Source organism: Paenibacillus sp. FSL H8-0282 (genome assembly GCF_037963825.1).
Taxonomy (GTDB): domain Bacteria; phylum Bacillota; class Bacilli; order Paenibacillales; family Paenibacillaceae; genus Paenibacillus_AQ; species Paenibacillus_AQ odorifer.
Window position 1 is genome coordinate 2950601 of record NZ_CP150146.1, and the last position, 24559, is coordinate 2975159.

Here is a 24559-nt window from a genome sequence, read left to right on the forward strand (position 1 = left end):
GCGGGAAAGAAGGGAAGAGCAGTGAAGCAACTGAAGCATCGGCCGGGTTTCCGCGCCACAGCTTATCTGTTTACGTTTGTAGTAATCGTGTATGTATTTGTCTTTATGAACACCCCGTACATCGTATATCAGCCAGGCAGTGCATCTGAAGTTGCCCCTATGATTAAGGTAGAGAATGCCGATCCGGCTGAAGAAGGAACGTTTATGATGACTACGGTGTCTGCTAGTTATGCTAATGTGGCCTTATTGGTCGCCTCTGCTTTTAATTCCAATTCAGAGGTTGTGCGAAAAGAAACCCGGCTAGGGGATAAATCAGAAGATGAATATGCTGCAGAGCAGGTTTATTATATGAATAGCTCACAGTCTTATTCTGTTCAGGCCGCTTATCATGCAGCGGGAATTCCATATGAGGATGTAGTGGATTATCTCTACGTCTTTTCGGTTCCTGTAGAAAGTAATAAAGGACAATTTCTGCCGGGTGACAAAATCATTAGTGTAGAGGGACAAAAAGTGCCCGATCCTGAAGCACTGTCTAAACTGCTCTCCTCTAAAAAAATCGGAGATCAAGTCGCTGTTGTTTTGCAAAGAAATGGCAAGGAAGTACAAGAACAAGTGACGTTGGTTGAAATAAAGGATAAAGAGGGAGCTGCCGTTCGACCTGGTTTTGGAGTCACTATTGCCGCCGTTCAAAAAGTAAAACCAAAAGAAGCAGGGAAAGCTGTCAGCTTTGTAGATACAAATGTTGGCGGACCTTCGGCAGGGCTAATGTTCACTATGGAAATTTACAATCGCCTTACTTCTGGAGATTTAACTAAGGGCCATAGGGTTGCAGGGACGGGTACGATTAACGCTGAGGGTGTAGTTGGTGCTATCGGTGGAGTGAAACACAAGATCGTGGCTGCGGACCGAGAAGGGGCGGAGATTTTTTTCGTGCCTGTTAAGAATTATGACGAAGCCAAAGCAAAAGCTGATAAAATCGGCACATCTATGAAGCTGGTGCCTGTATCTACGCTGGATGAGGCGCTGAAGTATATGGTGGAACTGCCGGTCAAACCATGACCGGAGGTTCCAAATAATCGCGGTACATATCATTTCTACGGGGTTCCTTAAAAGCTCCCGCGAAAGCGGAAGCGGCTTGAAGATCTCGCTCAAGCTGCGGATGGGAACAAAGGGACGGGCGCATGACGATGGGCAACGTAGCTTTTTGTTTCATTTCTTTAAGCAGTGCTCGTCCGCTTTCTCTAAAACCAAGAATACGAATATATCCGGGCCCCTCTGCTAGTATGGAAGGGGTCATTTCTTTTTTAGAATGATTTAACAGAACATGTAGCAGCAGACGCTGTAACCGTGTATGCGTGTAGCGCTTGCTCTTAAGGGCGTGAAGCAGGCCTGAAACAGAGAATTGCTCCAACTCAGGCAAAAGCCGCAGTATTCGGTTCTCCAAGCCTTCATTCATATCATGGATCGCGTGTAACTCGGCAGCAGTATGGGTGGTCAGCAGATGGCGGAGCGGGATACTGAAGCTCTCCAAGCTCAGAGGGCCCCTTCCGGCTGCATGCTCTCTTTCCAAAATGGACACGCTATAATCCGGCATATAAGCAGCGGGAGATCCGCCTTCTTGCAGCAGCTTGCGGATGGCCGTCGCACTTGCAATAGAAGAGTCGGCTTGTAATGGGTCATGGAAGCCTGCTGCTGTGCGCGGAACGGTTAGTGGCATTATCTTGCTGTGCAGCCGCTGCAAGGCGATAAGATAATGCAGTCCAAGGCTGTTATTCGGCTGGCGCAGCAGCTCGCCTGCATCTCCGGGACTCTCCGTTTCCGGGAGAGTCCCTTCAAAGGCCACCGCCGCCGCTGCACTGTACGCGGCGGGGAAGCTCGCTCCGAGTGCCATGCGGCGGCGGATCTCGCTCTGAAGCTCGCTGCTTTCCTCAGCCAGATATCTGGCCAGCGGGAGCAGCGAGCCCAAAGTGCCGGCTTCGGAGCCGAAGCACAAGCTGTCCACGACCCCGGTCGCTTCCAGCAGTGCAACTGCTCCGAACGCGAACCACTCGGCTGGCTGGACGGCATAAGCCACCGGCAGCTCAATGACGAGGTCGGCGCCCATATGCAGCGCCATCTCTGTCCGGGCTTGCTTGCTTACCGCCGCCGGCTCGCCGCGCTGGGTAAAGGGACCACTCATGACGACGATGGTGCGCTCTGCGCCGGAAAGTCTTTTGGCTTCCGTGAAGTGATGCACGTGTCCGTTATGTAAGGGATTGTATTCTGCGATAATTCCAACCGTTGTCACTGTGGCTTCCCTCCGATAAGTAAGGTATATTTATTGAGTTTAGTAGGGTAGATTTCTAGAGATACTGTTAGCACAAGCTGATCTTTTGATTTACACTAATAGTTATATCATAATTCACCGCATTTTCTGAAACAATATAAAGGGAAAATGGTTGACAAAGGTATAGAATACTAGGTATAATAAATTTTGTTTGTTTGGGAGTGATAAGTATGCAGATTCACTTTCGCAAATTAGCGAATGCCGACGAGCCGTTACATATTCACGATGTTGTGGATGTCAGCGAGGTAGTCAAAGGGCGCAAGGATATTCTAACTGTTGCTCCGCTCTCAGTAGACCTTAAAGCGCTGCCCGCGGGAACCGATTGTGTGAACGTGGTGGGGAAACTGAGTGGAGATGTGGACATGTTATGTTCACGTTGTCTCACGGAGGTCAAAAGTGATTTGAACATTCCTTTTGCTGAGACTTTCAAGTGGCTTAAGCAGCCAGTTCTTCCAGATGATGACGAAGATGAGGATCTCATTTACGTCAAGGATGAGGTTGTGGATCTTATCCCGTATGTGGAAGAAAATTTCGTACTGCACTTACCGGATTCGGTATTGTGCAAGGCAGACTGTCTTGGTCTTTGTCAGAAATGCGGACAGAACTTGAACGAAGGCACCTGCAGTTGCGACAACACAGTGATCGATCCTCGACTCGCTGGGTTGAAAGACTTTTTCAAATGAAACATTACAACAAAACACATCCTGCTCTGAGGAGCAGGCTGACAGAAATATCACGAGGAGGTGGAACACATGGCAGTACCACAACGTAGAACGTCTAAAACACGCCGTGACAAACGTCGCACCCACTTTAAGTTGGTTGTGCCGGGCATGGTAAAATGTGAACAATGCGGAGAGTTGAAACTAGCTCACCACGTATGCAAAGTTTGCGGAACTTACAAAGCAAGAGAAATCATCAAACAATAGTTTCAAAAATAAGTAGTACTTCACTTCGGTGAGGTACTATTTTTTTGTCCAAATCTAATAAAGATAGGGTTTGCACCTATACTTTATGTTCCGCTCAGAAGTCAATGCTTTATTTTTGGTGCGGCATGCTTTATACTACATATTAGTACCTGGTTCTAAATAATATTTATGATTGTTTGACCTAATATAACAGCGGCCATTCAAGCGGCCGGATGCTTTCTTTAAAATATAAGGAAGTATAAGTTATGCACCTATACTTTATGTCTTATATTTCTCGCTTAAACGCTTACCGTCCTTATTAGGGCGCCGAAGGCGTTTACGCTTGGCATGTGCCAGGAGGTGAGCCGCTATCGAGCGGATGTCCAAGAAAGAACGTCAGCAACAGCTGCTACATATAATTGCAGGCAATCCTTTTGTAACTGATCGGGAGTTGACTCGTCAGCTGAAGGTGAGCATTCAGACGATTCGGTTAGACCGGATGGAGCTGGGAATACCAGAACTGCGTGAAAGAATGAAACAAATGGCAGAGCATTCCTATGATCAGGTGCGCTCTTTGCCTGCGGATGAAGTGATCGGAGATATTGTCGATTTACAGCTCGATAAGAGCGGGATTTCGATCTTTGAAATTCGTGAGGATCATGTCTTTTCCAGAAATGGGATCGCCCGTGGCCACTACGTGTTTGCTCAAGCCAATTCGCTTGCGGTTGCTGTGATTAACGATGAAATTGCCTTGACTGCTTCAGCCGACATACGATTTGTTCGTATGGTTCTGCTTGGTGAGAAGTGCATTGCTAAAGCTCAAGTGCGGTCACTTGCAGGCAGAGGCGGCAAAGCAGAGGTGGACGTATTCACCTATGTCGGAGAAGAATTGGTATTTCAAGGCCACTTTATAGTGTATCGTTCCGCTAATGAAGAGTATAGTGAAGGGGGTAACCGTAGTGTTGATCGCCATTGATGCCATGGGCGGGGACAACGCTCCTGAATGTAATGTCGAGGGGGCGTTGTCCGCGGCCGCGGAATGGAAAGATACGCAGATTGTGCTCGTAGGTGACGAAGCCAGACTAGAGCCACTGCTGAAGGACAAGCCGTCCAACCTGAGTGTGCGGCATGCAGGAGATGTTATTGGTTCTGATGAAGAGCCGGTTAAGGCGGTTCGCCGCAAAAAAGATTCATCCATGGTTGTAGCTGGACGTATGGTGCGTGAGGGCGAAGCAGATGCTATGATTTCGTCAGGTAACACGGGGGCGCTTATGACTACAGGGTTACTTGTAGTAGGCCGTATGCAGGGGATTGAACGTCCGGCGCTGGCACCTATGATTCCGACGCTGGATGATGTTGGCGTGCTTGCGCTTGATCTTGGCGCTAACATGGATGCGAAGCCTGAACATCTGGTGCAATATGCGCTGATGGGCAGCATTTATCGGAATAAAGTGCATGGCATTGCTAAGCCGCGGGTTGGACTTCTAAATGTAGGGACGGAGCCTGGGAAAGGCAACGAACTGACCAAAGAAGCCTATCCACTGCTGGAGAAATTGCCGGGCATTCATTTTATCGGTAATGTTGAGGCACGCGACGTACTGACAGGAAACTGCGATGTGCTTGTCTGCGATGGATTTGCTGGTAATATCCTGTTGAAGTCGCTTGAGGGTACAGCGGGTGCATTGTTCTCTTTACTGAAGGAGCAATTCAGCCGTTCTCTGAAGACTAAACTTGGAGCGGCTATGCTGATGCCGGAGCTTAGAGCCCTGAAGGGCAAGATGGATTATAAAGAGCATGGCGGTGCACCGCTGCTTGGTCTTAGCGGATTGGTAGTTAAGGGGCACGGATCTTCAGACGGAAATGCGGTTAAAAATGCAGTAAGACAAGCGCGGATTGCTCTGCAAGCCGATCTTGTGCCAAGTATATCCAAGGAAATTAGCGGGAAGTGAGTGACGAAATGAAACAGTTGCGGCCGGTTGGGATTATCGGTACGGGTAAATATGTACCTGAGAAAATTTTAACAAACAGTGATCTAGAAAAAATAGTGGAGACTAACGATGAATGGATCGTCAGTCGGACAGGGATCCGTGAAAGACATATCGCTGCACCACATGAGGCAACTTCTGATTTAGCCTATGAAGCTGCACTTAAAGCTTTGGATTCTGCAGGCATGAAAGCCGAAGATCTGGATCTTATTATTATTGCAACGGTAACCCCTGATAGCTCCTTTCCTTCCACAGCCTGCATTTTGCAGGATAAACTTGGAGCAAAAGGTGCTGCGGCATTTGACTTGTCAGCAGCCTGCTCTGGTTTTGTATACAGCCTAGCTACTGCGGTTGGCTTTATTCAGAACGGAATGTACAATAATGCACTCATAATTGGTGCGGACACTTTATCCCGCATCACTGATTATACGGATCGTAACACCTGTGTACTGTTTGGCGATGGTGCAGGAGCAGTAATCATCGGTGAAGTTCCAGAGGGACGCGGTTTCCAATCCTTCGATCTGGGTGCTGAAGGTTCTGGAGGAAACTTGCTTAAGCTGGAAGCTGGGGGTTCGCGCTTGCCTGCATCTCAGCAGACGGTTGAAGACAAGAAACATTTCATCTATATGAATGGCCGTGAAGTGTTTAAGTTTGCCGTTCGTGTTATGGGCTCAGCTACAGAACGTGTGCTTACTAAAGCCGGATTAGGTAAAGAAGATATTGATTTGTTCGTACCGCATCAAGCGAATATTCGTATCATTCAATCCGCTATGCAGCGGCTTGACCTGCCACCGGAGAAATGTGTAATCAATGTTGATAAATATGCTAATACATCAGCAGCTTCTATTCCTCTAGCTCTAGTTGAAGCGGCGGAAGAAGGACGCATGAAGGAAGGCGACACGGTTCTGATGGTTGGATTCGGCGGTGGCTTGACTTGGGGCGCGTCCGTATTGATCTGGTAATAGAGGAAGGAGTTCTTACTTATGAGTAAAATCGCATTTGTCTTTCCCGGTCAGGGTGCACAGGCAGTTGGAATGGGTAGAGATGTATATGAAGCTCTTCCGCACAGCCGCGCGGTATTCGAAAAAGGTGATGAGGTGCTCGGATTTCCACTGAGCCAGCTGATTTTTGAAGGACCTGACAGTGATTTGAAACAGACCGTAAATACGCAACCGGCTCTGCTAACAGCAAGCGTGGCTTATCTGGAAGCATTACGTGATCAAGGGATGAAGCCGGATTATGTAGCTGGTCATAGCCTAGGAGAATACAGCGCACTGGTTGCGGCAGGCGTATTGTCCTATGAAGATGCTGTAAGACTCGTGCGTTTACGCGGTCGTTTTATGGAGGAAGCTGTTCCAGGTGGACAGGGAGCTATGGCTGCAGTGCTTGGTGCGGAGCGGGATGCTCTGGCAGAATTATGCCGGAGCGTATCCGAGGAGAGCGGCGTGGTAGAACTGGCGAATGTGAACTGCCCGGGACAGATTGTTGTTTCTGGTTCACAAGCCGGGGTTAACGGTGTTGTGCAGCGTGTTAAGGAAGCAGGCGGAAAGCGGGCTATTCCGCTGGAAGTAAGTGGACCTTTTCACTCTTCGATGATGAAGGCTGCGGCAGACCGCTTGGCAGACGAGCTGAAGAGTGTTACTTTTAATGCTCCGGCTGTACCTGTTATTGTCAATGTTACCGCAGCACCTGTAACGGATCCTGAAGAAATCCGTGAACTGCTTGTTCGCCAGGTGTACTCCCCTGTGCTCTGGCAAGACAGTATTGAATGGCTGATTGCTGATGGTGTGGATACTTTTGTGGAAATTGGTTCTGGCAGTGTTCTGGCAGGTCTGATCCGCAAAATAGACAAAACGGTCAAAGTAATCAACATTAACACACTTGAAAGTGTGCAAGCTGTCTTGTAAGATACGTTCAAACATTGTTTATCAATAGCAATATGATCGAAAGGGGAATAAATGATGTTCTCAGCATTGCGGGGTCAAACGGCCCTTGTAACTGGTGGCTCTCGCGGCATCGGCCGCAGTATTGCACTTGCTCTCGCGGAACATGGCGTGAAGGTGGCCGTGAACTATGCGGGCAGTGAAGCAGCCGCACAAGAGACCGTAGCTCGGATTGTCGAGCTTGGCTCGGAGGGTATTGCCCTTCGTGGCGATGTCGGCAATAGTGAACAGGCCGAGAACCTTGTCAAAGAGGTTCTGAATACCTGGGGACGTATTGACATTGTTGTCAATAATGCCGGCATTACCAGAGACAACCTGATTATGCGCATGAAAGAAGAAGAGTTCGATCAAGTGATCGAAACGAATCTAAAAGGGGTGTTTAACTGCCTAAAGGCAGCTACACGCCCTATGATGAAGCAACGCTACGGGCGAATTATCAATATTTCTTCCGTAGTAGGTGTAACAGGAAATCCTGGACAAGCTAATTACTCCGCAGCTAAGGCAGGTGTCATCGGTTTAACGAAGGCATCGGCTCGTGAGCTTTCCTCACGGGGGATCACGGTGAACTGTATCGCTCCTGGCTTCATTGATACAGATATGACGCGTGAGCTCTCTGAGGAAGTGCGCAGTGAGCTTGAGAAGGGCATTCCACTTGCTCGTCTGGGGCGTCCTGAAGAGATTGCTATGGCTGTAGTCTTCCTGGCCTCTGAAGGCGCTGCGTATATGACCGGCCAGACACTACACGTGGATGGCGGGATGTATATGTAACTCTCCGTCAAGGAGAAATTACACTGTTTTAATGCTGAAATGTGAGGGATAAAGAAAGCGTTTTTGACGCTCTATGGTATTTTGAACTCATATCTCGTATAATACCAAAAGAGGAGGTGAACCGGATGTCCGATGTATTAGAGCGTGTAAAACGCATTGTCATCGACCGCTTAGGTGCCGATGAAGCTGAGGTAACATTAGAAACGTCTTTCAAAGATGATTTAGGTGCTGATTCTCTTGATGTAGTAGAATTGGTTATGGAATTGGAAGATGAATTCGATATGGAAATCTCTGATGAAGATGCAGAGACGATTACGACCGTGGGTGAAGTTGTGAAGTACATACAATCTCATACCTAGAGTCATATGATTGAGAGTCCCGTTCCTGCTAGGGCGGGACTTCTCCTCATTTATAGAGCACTAAAGATGAATCAAAGGTTGCCTTGAGCAACTATATAAGGGATATAACAGAACCGCAGGATGGTTAATGATGCGGTTACCGCTGTTCATATAGTAGCAACAGAAAGTATATAAGTTCTGAATATAATGTATACAACCTATAGATGGGGTGATTGTGTTTGAGTCATAGAGTGGTTGTTACCGGGATGGGCGTAGTTACATCATTGGGCAAAGATTTGGAGACGTTCTGGGATAATCTTATGAGCGGCAAATCCGGTGTATCACAGGTTGAGACCTTTGATGTCAGTGAGTATACTACGCAAATAGCATCCTCTGTTAAAGATTTCGATCCAGAGGCACTTTTTGGTCGTAAGGAAGCCCGCAAAATGGACCGTTTTGTACAATTTGCAGTGGCTGCCGGTGAGGACGCATTGCGAGATAGCGGACTTAAGATCGGTGAAGATATTGATGCCGAAAGAATAGGTGTATCTGTAGGATCAGGTATTGGTGGTCTTGGAACTTGGGAAGACAATCATAACTTGTTGCTTGAAAAAGGACCGAAGCGGGTTAGTCCGTTCTTCATTCCGATGATGATCGCTAACATGGGTTCTGGGCAGTTGTCCATTAACCTTGGTGCAAAGGGTCCTAATACGACGACAGTAACTGCTTGTGCTACAGGAAGTCACTCCATTGGGGAATCCTTCCGCTTGATTCAACGTGGAGACGCAGATGCAATGATCTGTGGGGGTTCCGAAGCGACCATTCGTCCAACAGGTATGGCTGGTTTTTGTGCAATGAGAGCAATGTCCACTCGCAATGATGAGCCTGAGAAGGCAAGTCGTCCGTTTGATGTGGATCGCGATGGTTTTGTTATGGGTGAAGGTGCCGGGATTCTTATTCTGGAATCACTCGAACATGCTGAGAAACGTGGAGCGAAGATCTATGCTGAGGTTATCGGTTATGGTCTAAGCGCAGATGCTCATCATATGACTGAGCCTGATCCAGATGGTGCAGCTCGCTGCATGAAGATGGCAATCCGGGATGCTGGTATCTCTCCTGAAGATATTGATTACATCAATGCTCATGGTACTTCAACGCCTGTAGGAGATAGATCAGAAACTGCTGCTGTTAAAAAAGCATTGGGTGACCATGCCTATAAAGTGGCAATTAGTTCGACGAAATCCATGACAGGTCACCTTCTGGGTGCTGCTGGTGGAGTAGAAGCTATTATCTGTGGCCTTTCTTTGCAAAAAGGGATGATTGCGCCAACGATTAATTTGGACAACCAAGACCCGGAATGTGATCTGGATTATGTACCAAATGTGCCACGTAAAGCTGATCTTGATATTGTAATGTCGAATTCGTTCGGCTTCGGGGGACATAACGCAACAGTTATTCTAAAAAAATATAATTAGTAAGGGGACAGTGCGGTGAAAGGAGAACTGAAGCAGTTACAACAGCAACTTCAAATCCAATTTCACGATTCTGTGCTTCTGAAGCAGGCCTTTACCCATGCATCCTATGTGAATGAACACCGTTTCAATCAGCATCAGGACAATGAGCGTCTCGAATTTCTTGGCGATGCAGTTCTGGAGTTAACGGTTTCTGAATATTTGTACAATCTATTGCCAGACCGACCTGAGGGAGAGTTGACCAAGCTGCGGGCCGCTATTGTATGCGAGCCTTCACTGGTCAAGTTTGCGGAGAGTTTAGGTTTTGGCCGTTATGTACTATTGGGCAAAGGGGAAGAACTTACGGGCGGACGTACTCGCCCGGCCCTGCTGGCTGATGTATTCGAATCCTTCGTGGGAGCGCTTTATCTCGACCAAGGACTGGAAACAGTGCGGAGTTTTCTTGATAATCACGTATTTCCTCTCGTGGAGACGGATGGGAAATTGCAAATGCAGATGACCGATTATAAGACGGAACTGCAAGAGCTAATTCAGCAGCACAATATGGGTACATTGGAATATCGAATTATAGAAGAACGGGGACCTGCACATGAGCGTGAATTCGTCTCAGAGGTGTATATGGCTAACCGTTCACTTGGTAAAGGAAGCGGCCGGTCCAAGAAGGAAGCAGAGCAGCAGGCTGCAGCAGCAGCACTTTTGCATCTGAAAGAGGACGGTGCCTGAGTTTTGCATCAAGGGGACAAGCGGAGGAGAGCAGCAAAGGTCTGAATACCGGCGTTTAGGCGGAGCTCAGACCGTTGCTGCTCTTTTTCGACAATATAAGAACTTATATGTTCCGCTTTACAAAGGATAAGGTACATCTTAATGGTTTTTTAGGGTACAAACGCTATGGTATAATGGGTCAGAGGTGATTGGCAAGTATGTTTTTGAAACGGATAGAATTAGCTGGTTTTAAATCATTTGCCGACAAAACAGAAATGGAGTTTGTGCGCGGTATAACGGCTGTAGTTGGCCCGAACGGAAGCGGCAAAAGCAATATTTCTGACGGCATACGCTGGGTACTCGGCGAACAGAGTGCTAAATCACTGCGTGGCGGCAAGATGGAGGATATCATTTTTGCTGGAAGTGATGCGCGTAAAGCCGTGAATTATGGCGAAGTATCACTTACGCTTGATAATGAAGATCACACACTTCCGCTGGATTTCAGCGAAGTTACAGTGACTCGGAGAGTCCACCGCAGTGGAGATAGTGAATATTTAATTAATAAGCAATCCTGCCGTCTGAAGGATATCACAGAGCTGTTTATGGATACCGGTATCGGACGTGAAGCCTATTCGATTATCGGGCAGGGTAGGATTGAAGAGATTCTAAGTACTCGTTCCGAAGATCGGCGAGGCATCTTTGAAGAAGCATCAGGTATTGTAAAATATAAATCGCGCAAGAAAGACGCAAGTCGAAAGCTGGATGATACCGAGCAGAACCTGCTTCGTATTCATGATTTGATCAGTGAGCTTGAGGATCAGATTGGGCCACTTAAGGATCAGTCCGAGAAAGCTATCCGCTTTAAGGAACTTCGCGAACAATTAAAACATCAGGAAATTTCAGTATACGTACACCAGATTGAAGGCATTCATACCGCTTGGCAGGAAGGTAACGCTAAGCTTGAAACGTTGAAGGACGAGCAGCTGGAGCTGTCTACTGTGGTTTCGGCTCATGATGCCAAGCTGGAGAGCGGGCGCTCTGAACTGCGCACAATCGAAGCACAGATCGAGAAGCAGCAAGAGCAATTGCTGCGTTATAGCGAAGCATTTGAGAAGAGCGAAGGTTACGGTGAAGTGCTGAGGGAACGCAAGCGCAATCTGGAAAGTAATCGTGAGCAGTTAATGCTCACGTTAGGTTCGGTTGGCGAGCGTTCTGCAGATCGTCAGCGTGAAGTCGTGGATCTGGAGCTTAAGCTTGAACAATCGCGGCTTAAGCTTGTGGATCTTCGGAAACAGATCGAAGATGAAGAGACAAGGCTTGAAGGTGTGGCAGACGGTATTAGCCAGAGCCAGGAAGAAAAGCTCAAAAGTGCTCTTTTGGAGCTAATGAACCTTATGGCGAATGCACGTAACGAAATTCGTTACGCGGATCAGCAAAAGGAGAATCTGGAACGTCGTATGAGCCGCAGTGAAGAAGAAAGCGGCAAATGGACAGCCCGGCATGAAGAGTTGTCTGCCAACCAGAAAGGGCTGAAGGACAAGATTGCCCAGCTGGGGAAGGAGCTTAGCAATCTTCGCGGGGCTTATATCACTGAAAGTGAGCAGCTTAGTAAACGTCAGAAGCTGATCGAAGAAACACAATCCGGTCTTCGGAAATGGGAACAGAAGCGGGAAGCGCAAGTCTCTCGTCATGAGACCATGAAAGAGATGCAGGATGATTTCGACGGCTTCATGCTTGGGGTTAAAGAAGTGCTCAAGGGTGCGCGCAAAGGACAGCTCAACGGTGTGCATGGTGCGGTTGCGGAGCTGATCTCTGTTCCGGAGAAGCTGGAAATGGCGATTGAGACTGCTCTAGGCGCATCACTTCAGCATGTGGTCATGGATAATGAGACTGTGTCCCGCCAAGCGATATCATTTCTAAAGCAACGTCAGCTGGGACGAGCTACCTTTCTTCCGCTAGATGTTATCCGGCCGCGCCAGATTTCTGGCAGTGACCGTGGTATGGTGGGTGATGCTGACGGATTTGTTGGAATTGGTTCCGAACTCGTTGGTTACGATGATAAATATACTAGCATTATTGGCAGTTTGCTCGGCAATGTGGTTATTGCGGAGAGCTTGGAGCAAGCGAACCGTATCGCCGCTAGATGCCAATATCGTTATCGGGTAGTTACCCTGGAAGGCGATGTAGTTAATGCCGGCGGTTCAATGACCGGGGGTAGCCAGCATAAGAAGAACAATAGCTTGCTTAGCCGCAAACGTCAGCTGGATCAATTAAGCAGTGAGATTGAAGAAAGCGAACGTCAAATAGTGAAGCTGAAGCAAGGCATTGCCAGACTTCGTGAGGAGCAGGAGAACGCTAGCGTGAAGCTGGAGGACCTGCGCCGTGATGGCGATGAGAAAAGACTGGAAGAGCAAAGAGTCTCCGGTGATTTGAAGCAGCTCGAGCATGAGCTTCGGCATGTGCAGGAGCAAGTGGAGAGCACAGGTGCGGAACGCAGCGGCTTTGAGAATGAAGTACGTGCGCTTGAAGAGACGCGGAAGCAAGCCACTGCTGAGCTTGAACGCCTTGAAAAGGAAGAAAAGGAAGCCCATGAGGGTATCCGTAACGCTGAATCAGCGCGTAAAGCGAATGAATCAGCTAAGGAAGAGCTGCAAGGCAAGTTGACCAGTATGAAAGTCTCGGAAGGCAAGCTCGATCAGGAGATATTCTCCCTGGAGGAGCAGTTACGTCGCCTAAGACAAGATGTGGGTTCACAGGACAAGGAGCTGCGCCAGAATCGAAATCTGTTACATACGATTGAACAGGATCTGGCTAACAATGCTTTGGAAGCTGTGAAGCAGAAGGAAGATTTGAACAGTTACCGCTTGAAGAAGGAAGAGACGACTGGAACTTTGGATTTTGCGCGTGCTGAGCGTACAGCGTTAACCCGTAAGCTGGAACTTGAGGAAGGCAAGACTAAAGATCAACGTCAGGCCCTTAAAGTAGTCGAGGACAAGCTGCGTGCCACTGAAGTTTCTGTCGGTCGACTCGATGTGGAGCTGGATAATATTCTCCGCAAGCTGAGTGATGACTACGAGCTAAGTTATGAATTAGCAAAACAGAGATATCCAGTGCCTGAAGATGTACCTGCCGCACAAGCCGATGTACAGCGTTTGAAGCGCAGTATTTCTGCGCTAGGAGAGGTTAACTTAGGGGCGATCGAAGAATATCAGCGGGTCCATGAACGGTATACGTTCCTCAGTGGACAAAAAGATGATCTAGTCGAAGCTAAGACTACCTTGTATCAAGTAATCCGCGAGATGGAAGATGAAATGTCCAAACGTTTCAAACAGACCTTTGATGCGATCCGCAAACAGTTCGGGACCGTGTTCTCAAAGCTGTTCGGCGGCGGGCGAGCGGATCTCATGCTTCTGGATCCGGAACATATGCTGGAAACAGGTATAGATATCGTAGCCCAACCACCGGGTAAAAAATTGCAAAATCTGCAGCTTTTATCTGGCGGTGAACGCGCTCTAACAGCGATGGCGTTATTGTTTGCTATTTTGCAAGTGAAGCCAGTTCCGTTCTGCGTATTGGATGAGGTCGAGGCTGCGCTCGATGAAGCGAACGTTGTTCGTTTTGCACAGTATTTACGCGAGTTCTCTGAACAAACTCAGTTCATCGTCGTTACACACCGCAAAGGAACGATGGAAGAGGCGGACGTGTTATACGGAGTAACGATGGAAGAGGGCGGCGTCTCCAAGCTCGTCTCAGTACGTTTAGAGGATGAAGAAGCTGAGATTGCTTAAATTCATCAAAGAAGAGAAACTTTTAGGAGGAACCAAATGAGCTTTTTTAGAAAATTAAAAGAAAGCATTTCCGGCAAAACGGAAAGTGTAACGAAACAATTCCGCGACGGATTAGAGAAAACCCGTAAAGGTTTTGTAGAGAAGGTCTCCGACCTTATCATCCGCCGCAAAAAGATAGATGAAGAGTTCTACGAAGAGCTGGAAGAGATTTTGATTGGTGCAGACGTGGGTGTAAACACTGTTATGACCCTTGTCGAGGATTTGCGTGCCGAAGTGAAGCAAAATCGGATTGAAGATGCTGCCGAGCTGAAGCCGATTTTGTCCCGTAAACTTATGGAGCTGCTGCGCGGAGATGATGATAACAGCCTGAAGGAAAATCCGAATGGAATTACGGTTATTTTGTTCGTTGGGGTCAATGGCGTGGGCAAGACGACTACCATCGGCAAGCTGGCTCATCGTTACAAACAAGAAGGTAAAAAAGTTCTTTTGGCTGCAGGGGATACGTTCCGTGCTGGAGCGATTGAGCAGCTTGAGGTTTGGGGCCAACGCGCAGGCGTAGATGTTATTAAACAACAAGCAGGCTCTGACCCGGCGGCTGTAATGTACGATGCGGTGCAAGCGGCTAAACAGCGCAATGTGGATATCTTAATCTGCGATACTGCTGGCAGACTGCAGAATAAAAGCAATCTGATGGAAGAGCTCAACAAAATCTTCCGCGTCATTCAAAGAGAAATCCCAAGTGCTCCACATGAGGTACTGATGGTGCTAGATGCTACGACGGGTCAAAATGCACTTACGCAAGCCAAGTTATTTGGTGAAAAGAGTGGTGTCACTGGCTTGGTTTTGACGAAGCTGGACGGTACGGCTAAAGGCGGAATCGTTGTAGCGATTCGTCAGGAAATGAATTTGCCGGTGAAGTTTGTAGGTCTTGGAGAAAAAATGGAAGACTTGCAGCCATTTGATTCGCAGCAGTTCGTACATGCTCTTTTTGCCGGATTAATTGCCGAGGAAGAAGAGTTAGAAGAATCGGAAGAGCAAGTGTAATCAACAGCACAATATAATCATAAAGAAGTCATATTTACAAGGAATGCCCTCGAAGCTATATTTAGTTAGGAGGGCATTCCTTTTCTTTTTTTAAAAGGGTTTGTCAGTCATTTTGTAGCAACTGCTAAGCGACTTTTAGAAAGTATAAATGCATCGCGTAAGGGATCCCTTTAAATAACAGCTTTCCCTCACTAATTAGCCTCCAGAAGCGATATTCTATGAATGAGGTACTGAGATACAAATTCCATTGCCCTATAATTGTGCCTACAACTAGACCTGCATTTACGTAGCCATCTCGATCCTCATACTGTTGAAATTGCAGAATTAAAGAAAGAATTTCTTCGTCATAGTAACTCTCGGGAACATTCATAAGCTGGCCATCAGCCCAAACTCTAAGCATATCCTCGGTGTTGCTGATTTTTTGCCATTCTAGTTCATACTGTTTTCTTTGAGCGGAGGTGATAGGGGATGTGTTTTCGGTAATTTCTATAATTTTTTGCAGAACTTCATTTGGGAGCTGACTAAGTGCTCTGGGATATAAGCCGATTTCAAATGAAGCGGCAATCTCCCTATAAGCCTTGACTGAATCAATAACATGAATAGGTTGCGTCCTCTCACTAAGAATAGAAAGTGCAAATCGTAAACCTGTCTGATCATGGGAGTTATCTCCGCACCAAATAGTGATTTTTTTGTCCTCGGGAATTTCTTTTAAGGTCTGAATCATGGCTGCCAGTTTATGCTGGGGATTTAAATGATAACCCTGATCCGGAAATCGTTCCTGAAACCATAACTCACGGGTATGATAGCCTTCATTATTATGTAATCCACGCAACGGTCCAGCAGAGAACGTCTCATTAAATGAAAGTACTCGTATTAAATGACGACAACCCAGATGACTAAGGGCTACCTTCATTGATCCCGCTTCAGACAGGCCAAATAACAGATAAATGTGATTCCGCCTAGTCTCTTCCTGCTCAATTGACATAGTATATTTGTGCTCCATAAGTCACTCTCCCATCGCAACAAATTATACCATACTCAATGAATCCACATCCTCAGGCAACTATATAAAAAATACATTATATGAAAAATTCATAACAGTAATGCTTGTCACACTTCCTGCATACAATTCAATGATGAATCTACATTTCATCTCCGGCAACCTATATAAGAGAGAAAGGAAGCGATTCCAAAAAATACAAATATCTCCGGAATCACATTTCTCTGTTATATATGTTGACATGAACGAGTGGATTTACGTATTATGAGAATATAAACCAATATTTCCATGGATGTTTTCTGAAATGAAAGTATAAGTTGTTAACAAAGATTACATCTATCGAAAGGAGTCGGGCTCATGTCCAAATTAGATCCTCTGCCAGGTCTGTCTCCGTATCCATTACAGCATTTTTTCGATGAAATGTATGCTGATAAGAGGAATGTCCGGCCGCACTACAGACATGTGAATCGCATGTTTTCCGGAATGAGCTCCGAAGAGCTGCAAGGGAAGCAAAATTTAATGCAGCGTAGGATGATGGAAGAAGGAATTACCTTTACGCTTTACAACCCGGCTCAGGATCATCCTATGGAGCGAACGATCCCCTTCGATATGATTCCACGTATTATCCCTAAGAATGAGTGGGAGAGGCTAGAAGCTGGAATTATTCAGCGTATCACAGCTTTGAATTTATTCATTCATGACATTTACCATGAGCAATACATTGTTAAAGATGGCATCGTCCCTAGGCGTATGATTATTTCCAACTGTTATTTCCGGCCAGAAATGTCAGGTCTGCGAGTGCCCGGTGGAGCTTATATCACCACCTCAGGAATCGATCTGATCCGCCACCACGATGGGCATTATTATGTACTTGAAGACAACCTGCGAACACCCTCCGGCTTTTCCTATCTTTTTAAAGGCAGAACACTTATGAATCAATTGTTTCCTGAATTGTCCTTTGCCAGCTCCATCCGAGATGTAGATCATAGCTTAAATCGCTTCTTATCCGTGCTTCGTAGTCTATCTCCTTCAAGAAGGTCAGATCCGGTTATAGCACTCCTAACGCCTGGAGAGTACAATTCTGCATATTATGAACATGCTTTTTTGGCACAGCAGATGGGTATACATTTGGTCGAAGGACGAGATTTGGTAACAAAGGATCACAAAATATATTTGAAAGAAATGAACGGACTGCGTCGCGTAGATGTGCTGTATCGTCGGTTGGATGATGATTACATTGATCCGCTAGCCTTTCAACCTGATTCTTTACTGGGTGTGGCAGGACTTATGAATGCATATAGGGCAGGTAACATAGCGATTGCTAATGCTCCGGGAACCGGTGTTGCAGATGATAAAGCGATGTATGTCTATGTACCGGATATGATTCGTTATTATCTGAATGAAGAGCCGATCCTTGGTAATGTGCCGACGTATTTGTTGTCCAGACCTGATGAACGCCTGTATGTTCTTGAGAACCTATCCGAAATGGTTGTTAAAGAAACCTCATTATCCGGAGGATATGGGATGTTGATCGGAAGTGAGGCGACCAAAGAAGAATTAGCGGAGTTCCGAATGAAAATTATTGCCGATCCGGACCGTTATGTGGCACAGCCAATTATGTCCTTGTCCAGAGCACCCGTATTGTCGGGAGGCACTATGGCACCCCGGCATATAGATCTTCGGGCTTTTGTATTAATGGGCGCAGACCGGAAGCCACATGTCATACCTGGTGGATTAACACGAGTGGCTATGAAAGAAGGTTCACTGGTTGTGAATTCCTCGCAAGGTGGTGGCGTAAAGGATACTTGGGTTATGGCTTGATCTATTATCTTGTAAGCCTTGATTGTGAATCAAAAATATGCAGCATCAATTTGGAGGATAAAGGAGTGGCTAAAGATGCTGAATCGAAATGCGGAGGCTTTATTCTGGATCGGCCGATATATTGAAAGGGCAGAGAATCATGCGCGGCTAATCAATGTACATTATCATATCCAGCAGGAAGAGGATTTTCAAGAAGAAGGACATAAATGGTCGAGGCTTATCGATGCATTAGGAGTTCGAAGTGAATATTTGCAGCAGTTCGAAACCTTTTCTGAACAGGACGTGTTATCCTTTATTACACTTGATTTAGGCAATTCGAATTCATTATTCTCTTGCGTACATCATGCTAGAAATAATCTTCGCACACTGCGCCAGCATCTTCCAAGTGAGTTATGGGATATCGTCAACAGCTTTAATCTATGGCTTGGTGAGCGGTCAGTCGCTGATATTATGAGTGGCCCACATCATTTCTACCAGCAGGTGAAGGAACGTGCAGCTATGTTTCTAGGAGCAGAACAATCCGTAATGCTTAGGGGAAATGAATGGCATTTTATAGAGAGCGGCCGTTTTCTGGAACGTGCAGAGAATACGACGCGTATTTTGCAGGCAGTTATTGCCTCTTGCCGTTTTAAAGAGCTTAATGCAATTTATATTCAGTTACAGGCTGTGCTGAAATCGGTAAGTGGTTATCAGGCGTTTCGCCGTTACTATGCAGATGCTATGTCACCGGAGAGCATTTTAGATTTTTTGATCGCAAATCCCAAATTTCCACGTTCGATCCGCTTTTCTTTTCACCAGCTGGAAGAGCATTTAGCTAGGCTTGAATTAGATTCCTCAGAAAAAGGTTCAGGTCATGAGAAGGTCATCCGTCAAGCAGGAAAGCTGAAGGCAGAGCTGGATTATATGGAGAAAGAGGAAATGTCCGGTGAACTGGTGGAAGATGTGCTGCAATCACTCGTAATATCTTGCCAGAGACTGGGCAAAACGATGGAGGGCGCCTTTTTTCGGCGAGAAGGAGTATCTGTATGAAGATTCAAATCAATCACACCACCACATACAGTTATCCAGAGCCGGTTACGGACAGTGTCAATGAAATCAGGCTTACCCCACGCACCAACTATCGGCAATCCTGTTATCACCATGAGGTTGAAGTATATCCAGCAGCTAATCTATTAACGTATGAGGATTTTTTTGGTAATCGGGTGCATGCCTATTCAGTTAATAAACCACATACGGAAATGGTCATTCATACTAAAGCTACTGTAGTAACGCTGGATAAAGCCCAGGGTACCGATCTTCCGCGAACCAGCCTTGAAGAGCAAGTTAAGCTATTAAATGATGAAAAGTTTCAGAACCGTTATATTGAGTTTATTTTGCCGACCCGTTATACCGAGGTGACTCCTGAATTGGTAGAGTTCGCCTCACAGTACCCTTTTAGTGAAGCTGAAGATATGTATCAATGGATTCTGAGGTTATCTTCGACGATTTATGAACAGTTCACCTATGATCCTGAGGCAACAAGCGTAAATACAACGGTAAAAAAAGCCCTCAAGCTCAAGCGGGGGGTCTGTCAGGATTATGCTCATCTTATGATCGCTGTCTGCCGCAGTGTGGGTCTGCCTTCAAGATATGTTAGTGGATATCATTTTGTCGGTGATCTACAGAGCAGCAATGCTAATTTCGAGCAGGCTTCACATGCTTGGGTGGAGACCCATATTCCGGGTACGGGCTGGCTTGGTTTTGATCCGACGAATAATGTTGAAGTGAACTGGCGTTATATCAAGCTGGGTCATGGACGGGATTATAAAGATATAGTACCTGTAAAAGGGGTATATCGCGGCGGAGCAGGAACACTGACTGTAAAAGTGGACGTACGCAAGCTGGACAACTGAACTGAAATAATTGAAACATCGAACATCGAACATCGAACATCGAAACAATCAAAAAAATCAAAATATTCGAAACAAACTCTCCGCTCATCTTATTGAATGGGGAGATTTTTTTGTGCGGCGTGCCTAAATTCTGAAGATTTATGAACGAGATGATTCCATTACAGGTTTATTTGGGTAATCTTGATCCATAGTACTTATCTTACAGACATTAGAGGAGAGATTACATATGAGCCCAAACATATCTAAGAAACAAAGATTTATTGGAAAAACAGCGATTATAACCGGAGCGGGCTCGGGAATTGGCCGTGCTACCGCTATTAAGCTGGCGCGGGAAGGTGCAAATGTAGCATTGTTCGATTTAAATCTTGAAAGAACCTCTTCCTTGGCAGAAAAGCTTAATAAGCTTCGAAAAGATTGTGCGCTGGCCATAGAGGTAGATACTTCGGATGAGAAAAAGATGGAGGAAGCCGTACGTTGTACGGTGGAACAATTCGGAGGTGTGGATGTAGTATTCGCTAACGCGGGAATTAATGGCGCTGTGGGCCCGATAGAAGAACTAAGCTTGAGCGACTGGGAGCGTACGATGTCGGTGAACTTGACGGGGACTTTTTTGACTCTGAAATATACTATTCCTCATCTGAAAGATAAAGGGAAGGGCAGTATTATTATTACTAGTTCCATTAATGGGAACACTAGATTTGCCAGCTTTGGGTGGTCTACTTATAGCACTACCAAAGCTGGACAGGTGGCTTTTGCCAAAATGGCAGCTCTCGAGCTTGCTAAGTTTAAGATTCGTGTGAATGTGATCTGCCCTGGGGCTATTGCTACGAATATAGATGAAACCACTGAAATGAGCGAGGATGTAGAAGCAATCGTCATTCCGATTGAATTTCCTGATGGAGCGCAACCCTTGGCGGATGGACCGGGCAAGCCGGATAATGTCGCTGATCTCGTTGCTTTTCTGGCTTCGGATGAATCTATCCATATTACAGGTGCGCAAATCGTGATTGACGGCGCGGAGTCCTTGTTATCCTAATTTCGAGATCGCTTCCCGGTATTGCTCGTACCATTTATTCCATTCGTCTTTCCGTGACTCCAGCGTCGTGCCTTCCAAAAGATGCTGGATCACTTCTAGACAAACATGCCAGCCAGCGAGATCTCGTGGTGTATGCGGGGTAAGCGTTTGTAGTGTTTCGTTCAAGACGAGTAAACAGCCTTCTGAATTAGGGTATAACTCAAAACGAACAAGATCTTCAGCCCATGTAAACTCAAAAATAGATTGATGCTGCAGCACGGTAATTTCCATATCAACAAACGTTCCGTTTTGCATATCAAACTTTATAAGTCCGCCTTCACGCAGGTCCTCGATTTTTAATTCAGAGAACCATAAGGCAAGCTTCTCATTTTCGGTCAAATAAGACCAAATCTCAGTTGCGGAATGCTTTAACTGGCGTTCGAAACGAGCGACATAATATTGATCTTCTTTTTGGATGTTAGCTAACATTTATATTTCTCCTTTGGACTACTGCGGTAGTCCTTTTTTTATTGAGTTGAGGCTCATTAGAAAGAGTATAGCAATCGCGTGTGTTAATTGCACGATCCGGCTGTGAGTTAGAAGACTATCTTATAGGGAATAGAGGGCAATAAAATAGCGGGAGAAATAAGGTCCTAGGCAAGTCCACGAGCTTGATTTGCGTACGGCGCGGAGATAGTGTTGGCGGGGAAAAGGGATTGAAGATAGGGATAAGTGCGTGATGAGGGTGAAAATGGAGTGATGAAGGTGATAAGTACGCATGACGGGGAAAAGGGAGTGAAGAGAGGGATAAGTGAATGATGAATGGCGGAAGTAAACAGTAGCATCTACGGTGGCGAGGATGCATCGGCGTTGCGGACTGTATTGCAGCTATTTGGCGTTTTTGATGTGTTTATTAGAAGTATCGGACCGCATAGCGCTTATTGCTGCGATTTTAAAGAAAAGTAGGGTGTGTTTGAGCGAATAGCTGCAACTGTGTCCGATAGCAGAGGGAATAAGCCTGAATTTGTGAAATAAGATCATCTGAGTCCGAACGTTACTTGGTAGCGAGGATGCATCGGCGTTGCGGACTGTATTGCAGCTATTTGGCGTTTTTCGTGTGTTTATTAGAACTATCGGACTGCATAACTCTTATCGCTGCGATTTTGAACAAAAGTAGGGTGTGTTTGAGTGAATAGCTGCAACTGAGTCCGATAGCAGAGCAAAGAGGCCTGAATTTGTGAAATAAGATCATCTGAGTCCGAACGTTTCACGGTGGCGAGTGTGTGCTAATGCATCGGTGTTGCGGACTGTATTGCAGCTATTTGGAGTTTTTGGTGTGTTTATTAGAAGTATCGGACTGCATGGCACTTATTGCTGTGATTTTGAACAAAAGTAGGGTGTGTTTGAGTGAATAGCTGCAACTGAGTCCGATAGCAGGGTAAAAAGGACTAAATTAGTGAAATAAGGGCTGCTGGGTCCGAACGATCTATGGCGACGAAGATGTAATGAGGGTGTAAAGGACGTAGTATACGAGCAAGACCTGCTGAATCGGATCGATCTACGACCACGAGTATGCATTGTTTTGCGGACTGTATTGCAGTTATTTGGCGTTTTTTGTTTGATTTTTGATCGTTTCGGACCGCATAGCGCTTATTGCTGCGATTTTGAACAAAAGTAAGGTGGGTTTTAGCGAATAGCTGCAACTGAGTCCGATAGCAGAGGGAATAAGCCTGAATTTGTGAAATAAGGTCATCTGAGTCCGAACGTTACATGGTAGCGAGGATGCATCGGCGTTGCGGACTGTATTGCAGCTATTTGGAGTTTTTCGTGTGTTTATTAGAACTATCGGACTGCATAGCTCTTATCGCTGCGATTTTGAACAAAAGTAGGGTGTGTTTGAGCGAATAGCTGCATCTGAGTCCGAAAGTACAGTGAAATGGACTAAATTAGCGAAATAAGGGCTGCTGGGTCCGATCGATTTGTGGAGGCGTGGATTCGCTAATGTATCGGACTGTATTGCAGCTATTTGGCGTTTTTGGTGTGTTTATTAGAAGTATCGGACCGCATAGCGCTTATTACCGCGTTTTTGAACAAAAGTAGGGTGTGTTAGAGCGAATAGGTGCAACTGAGTCCGATAGTACAGCGAAATGGACTAAATTTGTGAAATAAGGGCTGCTGGGTCCGGACGATCTATGCGACGAAGATGTAATGAATGTGTAATGAAGGATGTAGTATACAAGCAAGAGCTCCTGGGTCCAAACGTTTCACGGTAGCCAGTGTATGCTGACGTTGCGGTTATGGGCTTAGAATATACATTGTGTACGATAGTTACAGAGTCTGAGCTATTCAACTGTGCGACGAGGGCAAGGGGCATTTGAGTAAATAGCTCGCCATCCCTATAGTTAACAGCATAGGAAAGATCTGAGAAAGCATTCCGGCAACTTGATGCAAATCCTAAGTCTTTTATGCTAAAATTAACGCAATTCCATAAAATATACTTTTGCTTAGGCAGGGTAGTTAATAGTGTGTCATTGGTGAAGGAGGCTGCGTATATGGGGATGATGTCTTGGTTAGCTGAGCAGCGGATTCAGGAGTCTATGCGTAACGGGGAATTTCGAGATTTACCTGGGCATGGCAAGCCACTGGAGCTCGAGGATTTATCGGGTGTGCCGGAAGAATTGCGGATGTCTTTTAAAATCATGAAGAACTCCGGACTGGTGCCTGAGGAAATCTCTCTGCGAGCTGAATGTGTTACGTTGGAAGGATTGCTAGCGGCGTGTCATAATAGGGGAAGTGCAGAAACCAGCGAGGGCAAGGCTTTGCGGTCAAAACTGTCTATGAAAAGACTTCGTCTACAGGAGTTATTGCGTGAACGCGGCTTGGATAGTAACCCTGCTTTTATGCAATACAATGCTCAAATACACGAACAGATGATAAAGGAAGAGGAATAACCTGCTTAAGTTACTGCCTAAATGCCTACATTCATTTGGACATCAGAATAAATAGTGTAAAATAAAAAGGCATCTCTTGGTCGGTTTAGACAGAAGAGCTGCCTTTTTGCTTGTTATGTGTAACTAAACATGTATACTCATCTAATTTGTTTAAAATATACCCATTCCGGATCGCCTTCATCTAAATTCTCAATGACTCCGCTTTTAACAAACCCTTGAGAAAGACATAGTTGCTGCATGATCGTATTGGATTCATTGGTGGAGGTGAAAAGCTTGGGGGTGGGGCATTGTTCCTCGATGTAGCTAAGGAGTGTTTTGGCTATGCCTAGGCGTCTGTACTCAGGATCCACAATGACCAGCTGAATAAAACAACATTCGAAAAAGGTGGTATCGCAGCAAGCAAATCCTACAAACGTTCCATTATGCGATGCTACGTAACACTGCTCATGCTTGATATATTTTTCAATCTTCGATTTGCGGCTTTCATTGCCAATGATCTTGCTGTCTATTTTGGTGAGCATGGGTAGATCTGAAATTGTAGCTTTTGTTACGAATATCATAGTAAGTCTCCTTATTAATATTATAGAGGGTATGGATGGTAAGTCTTGA

Annotated in this window: 23 protein-coding genes; 19 read left to right on the top strand and 4 right to left on the bottom strand. The window is 46.0% G+C overall.

Going from position 1 to position 24559, the window contains the following annotated elements; translation table 11 throughout:
• Positions 1-21: 21 nt before the first annotated feature.
• Entirely contained in the window at positions 22-1059 is a 1038-nt protein-coding gene (locus NST94_RS12885) for a SepM family pheromone-processing serine protease (RefSeq protein WP_076126114.1), read from the top strand.
• On the opposite strand, the gene NST94_RS12890 is transcribed toward NST94_RS12885, so the two are convergent.
• Positions 1049-2287 carry a nucleotidyltransferase gene (locus tag NST94_RS12890; protein WP_076280754.1) on the bottom strand — a complete coding sequence of 413 codons (1239 nt, stop codon included), beginning with the start codon at positions 2285-2287 and terminating at the stop codon, positions 1049-1051. The genes NST94_RS12885 and NST94_RS12890 overlap by 11 nt on opposite strands.
• Before the next feature lie 209 nt (positions 2288-2496).
• Between NST94_RS12890 and NST94_RS12895 the strand changes: the two genes are divergently transcribed.
• From NST94_RS12895 to ftsY, 12 genes are all read left to right on the top strand, one after another.
• Positions 2497-3009 (top strand): DUF177 domain-containing protein, encoded by a 513-nt coding sequence (locus NST94_RS12895; protein ID WP_036686482.1) that lies wholly within the window; start codon positions 2497-2499, stop codon positions 3007-3009.
• A gap of 69 nt (positions 3010-3078) precedes the next feature.
• The gene (gene rpmF / locus NST94_RS12900; RefSeq protein ID WP_019911234.1) at positions 3079-3252 is read left to right on the top strand and encodes a 50S ribosomal protein L32; all 174 of its coding nucleotides are present in this window, start codon (positions 3079-3081) and stop codon (positions 3250-3252) included.
• A gap of 358 nt (positions 3253-3610) precedes the next feature.
• Positions 3611-4207 (top strand): transcription factor FapR, encoded by a 597-nt coding sequence (gene fapR / locus NST94_RS12905; protein ID WP_339282035.1) that lies wholly within the window; start codon positions 3611-3613, stop codon positions 4205-4207.
• On the top strand, positions 4191-5180 hold the full coding sequence (gene plsX, locus NST94_RS12910; RefSeq protein WP_339282036.1) for a phosphate acyltransferase PlsX: 990 nt from the start codon (positions 4191-4193) through the stop codon (positions 5178-5180). Before fapR ends, plsX begins: the two co-directional genes overlap by 17 nt.
• An 8-nt stretch (positions 5181-5188) precedes the next feature.
• Positions 5189-6178, top strand: coding sequence for a beta-ketoacyl-ACP synthase III (locus tag NST94_RS12915; protein ID WP_139329841.1), 990 nt, complete (start codon positions 5189-5191; stop codon positions 6176-6178).
• Positions 6179-6199: 21 nt separating this feature from the next.
• Positions 6200-7123 (top strand): ACP S-malonyltransferase, encoded by a 924-nt coding sequence (fabD, locus tag NST94_RS12920; protein ID WP_076138632.1) that lies wholly within the window; start codon positions 6200-6202, stop codon positions 7121-7123.
• Between the two features lie 54 nt (positions 7124-7177).
• Complete coding sequence (fabG, locus tag NST94_RS12925; RefSeq protein ID WP_036686492.1) at positions 7178-7927, top strand: 3-oxoacyl-[acyl-carrier-protein] reductase; 750 nt, start codon at positions 7178-7180, stop codon at positions 7925-7927.
• Between the two features lie 125 nt (positions 7928-8052).
• Complete coding sequence (locus NST94_RS12930; RefSeq protein WP_339282037.1) at positions 8053-8286, top strand: acyl carrier protein; 234 nt, start codon at positions 8053-8055, stop codon at positions 8284-8286.
• A 218-nt stretch (positions 8287-8504) separates the two neighbouring features.
• Positions 8505-9740, top strand: a complete 1236-nt coding sequence (gene fabF, locus NST94_RS12935) for a beta-ketoacyl-ACP synthase II (protein ID WP_076101782.1) — start codon at positions 8505-8507, stop codon at positions 9738-9740.
• A 15-nt stretch (positions 9741-9755) separates the two neighbouring features.
• Entirely contained in the window at positions 9756-10460 is a 705-nt protein-coding gene (gene rnc, locus NST94_RS12940; RefSeq protein WP_038570606.1) for a ribonuclease III, read from the top strand.
• 197 nt (positions 10461-10657) lie between these two features.
• Positions 10658-14227 carry a chromosome segregation protein SMC gene (smc, locus tag NST94_RS12945; RefSeq protein ID WP_076126122.1) on the top strand — a complete coding sequence of 1190 codons (3570 nt, stop codon included), beginning with the start codon at positions 10658-10660 and terminating at the stop codon, positions 14225-14227.
• Positions 14228-14263: 36 nt separating this feature from the next.
• Positions 14264-15271 carry a signal recognition particle-docking protein FtsY gene (gene ftsY / locus NST94_RS12950; protein WP_076183732.1) on the top strand — a complete coding sequence of 336 codons (1008 nt, stop codon included), beginning with the start codon at positions 14264-14266 and terminating at the stop codon, positions 15269-15271.
• Between the two features lie 124 nt (positions 15272-15395).
• Here the strand turns inward: ftsY and NST94_RS12955 are convergent, their stop codons facing one another.
• Positions 15396-16274: a DUF1835 domain-containing protein gene (locus NST94_RS12955; RefSeq protein WP_248548163.1), complete on the bottom strand. Its 879-nt coding sequence runs from the start codon at positions 16272-16274 to the stop codon at positions 15396-15398.
• Positions 16275-16628: 354 nt separating this feature from the next.
• On the opposite strand from NST94_RS12955, the gene NST94_RS12960 reads away from it, so the two are divergent.
• The 4 genes from NST94_RS12960 (at position 16629) to NST94_RS12975 (ending at position 21020) form a co-directional block, all read left to right on the top strand.
• Positions 16629-18092 (top strand): circularly permuted type 2 ATP-grasp protein, encoded by a 1464-nt coding sequence (locus NST94_RS12960; protein ID WP_036686502.1) that lies wholly within the window; start codon positions 16629-16631, stop codon positions 18090-18092.
• A gap of 75 nt (positions 18093-18167) precedes the next feature.
• Positions 18168-19121, top strand: coding sequence for an alpha-E domain-containing protein (locus tag NST94_RS12965; protein WP_076104260.1), 954 nt, complete (start codon positions 18168-18170; stop codon positions 19119-19121).
• Positions 19118-19984: a transglutaminase family protein gene (locus NST94_RS12970; protein ID WP_280752817.1), complete on the top strand. Its 867-nt coding sequence runs from the start codon at positions 19118-19120 to the stop codon at positions 19982-19984. The genes NST94_RS12965 and NST94_RS12970 overlap by 4 nt, the downstream gene beginning before the upstream one ends.
• A gap of 226 nt (positions 19985-20210) precedes the next feature.
• Positions 20211-21020 carry an SDR family NAD(P)-dependent oxidoreductase gene (locus NST94_RS12975; protein WP_036686506.1) on the top strand — a complete coding sequence of 270 codons (810 nt, stop codon included), beginning with the start codon at positions 20211-20213 and terminating at the stop codon, positions 21018-21020.
• Here NST94_RS12975 and NST94_RS12980 read toward each other — a convergent pair.
• Positions 21012-21488, bottom strand: a complete 477-nt coding sequence (locus tag NST94_RS12980; RefSeq protein WP_076308080.1) for an SRPBCC family protein — start codon at positions 21486-21488, stop codon at positions 21012-21014. The two genes, NST94_RS12975 and NST94_RS12980, sit on opposite strands and share 9 nt — an antisense overlap.
• Before the next feature lie 333 nt (positions 21489-21821).
• Between NST94_RS12980 and NST94_RS12985 the strand changes: the two genes are divergently transcribed.
• Together NST94_RS12985 and NST94_RS12990 are read left to right on the top strand one after the other, a co-directional pair.
• On the top strand, positions 21822-21965 hold the full coding sequence (locus NST94_RS12985; protein ID WP_339173866.1) for a hypothetical protein: 144 nt from the start codon (positions 21822-21824) through the stop codon (positions 21963-21965).
• Positions 21966-23551: 1586 nt separating this feature from the next.
• Positions 23552-23950, top strand: coding sequence for a DnaJ family domain-containing protein (locus NST94_RS12990; protein ID WP_339282038.1), 399 nt, complete (start codon positions 23552-23554; stop codon positions 23948-23950).
• Between the two features lie 137 nt (positions 23951-24087).
• Here the strand turns inward: NST94_RS12990 and NST94_RS12995 are convergent, their stop codons facing one another.
• Positions 24088-24510 (bottom strand): GNAT family N-acetyltransferase, encoded by a 423-nt coding sequence (locus NST94_RS12995; protein ID WP_339282039.1) that lies wholly within the window; start codon positions 24508-24510, stop codon positions 24088-24090.
• Positions 24511-24559: the final 49 nt, after the last annotated feature.

Excerpts from the sequence above, each read along its gene's own strand:
- NST94_RS12970 (WP_280752817.1), top strand. The coding sequence starts at position 19,118 with ATGAAGATTCAAATCAATCACACCACCACATACAGTTATCCAGAGCCG.
- NST94_RS12980 (WP_076308080.1), bottom strand. The coding sequence starts at position 21,488 with ATGTTAGCTAACATCCAAAAAGAAGATCAATATTATGTCGCTCGTTTC.
- NST94_RS12960 (WP_036686502.1), top strand. The coding sequence starts at position 16,629 with ATGTCCAAATTAGATCCTCTGCCAGGTCTGTCTCCGTATCCATTACAG.
- ftsY (WP_076183732.1), top strand. The coding sequence starts at position 14,264 with ATGAGCTTTTTTAGAAAATTAAAAGAAAGCATTTCCGGCAAAACGGAA.
- NST94_RS12930 (WP_339282037.1), top strand. The coding sequence starts at position 8,053 with ATGTCCGATGTATTAGAGCGTGTAAAACGCATTGTCATCGACCGCTTA.
- NST94_RS12975 (WP_036686506.1), top strand. The coding sequence starts at position 20,211 with ATGAGCCCAAACATATCTAAGAAACAAAGATTTATTGGAAAAACAGCG.
- NST94_RS12915 (WP_139329841.1), top strand. The coding sequence starts at position 5,189 with ATGAAACAGTTGCGGCCGGTTGGGATTATCGGTACGGGTAAATATGTA.
- rpmF (WP_019911234.1), top strand. The coding sequence starts at position 3,079 with ATGGCAGTACCACAACGTAGAACGTCTAAAACACGCCGTGACAAACGT.
- NST94_RS12995 (WP_339282039.1), bottom strand. The coding sequence starts at position 24,510 with ATGATATTCGTAACAAAAGCTACAATTTCAGATCTACCCATGCTCACC.
- NST94_RS12965 (WP_076104260.1), top strand. The coding sequence starts at position 18,168 with ATGCTGAATCGAAATGCGGAGGCTTTATTCTGGATCGGCCGATATATT.
- fabG (WP_036686492.1), top strand. The coding sequence starts at position 7,178 with ATGTTCTCAGCATTGCGGGGTCAAACGGCCCTTGTAACTGGTGGCTCT.
- smc (WP_076126122.1), top strand. The coding sequence starts at position 10,658 with ATGTTTTTGAAACGGATAGAATTAGCTGGTTTTAAATCATTTGCCGAC.
- fabD (WP_076138632.1), top strand. The coding sequence starts at position 6,200 with ATGAGTAAAATCGCATTTGTCTTTCCCGGTCAGGGTGCACAGGCAGTT.
- NST94_RS12990 (WP_339282038.1), top strand. The coding sequence starts at position 23,552 with ATGGGGATGATGTCTTGGTTAGCTGAGCAGCGGATTCAGGAGTCTATG.
- NST94_RS12955 (WP_248548163.1), bottom strand. The coding sequence starts at position 16,274 with ATGGAGCACAAATATACTATGTCAATTGAGCAGGAAGAGACTAGGCGG.
- NST94_RS12895 (WP_036686482.1), top strand. The coding sequence starts at position 2,497 with ATGCAGATTCACTTTCGCAAATTAGCGAATGCCGACGAGCCGTTACAT.
- NST94_RS12985 (WP_339173866.1), top strand. The coding sequence starts at position 21,822 with ATGGCGGAAGTAAACAGTAGCATCTACGGTGGCGAGGATGCATCGGCG.
- fapR (WP_339282035.1), top strand. The coding sequence starts at position 3,611 with ATGTCCAAGAAAGAACGTCAGCAACAGCTGCTACATATAATTGCAGGC.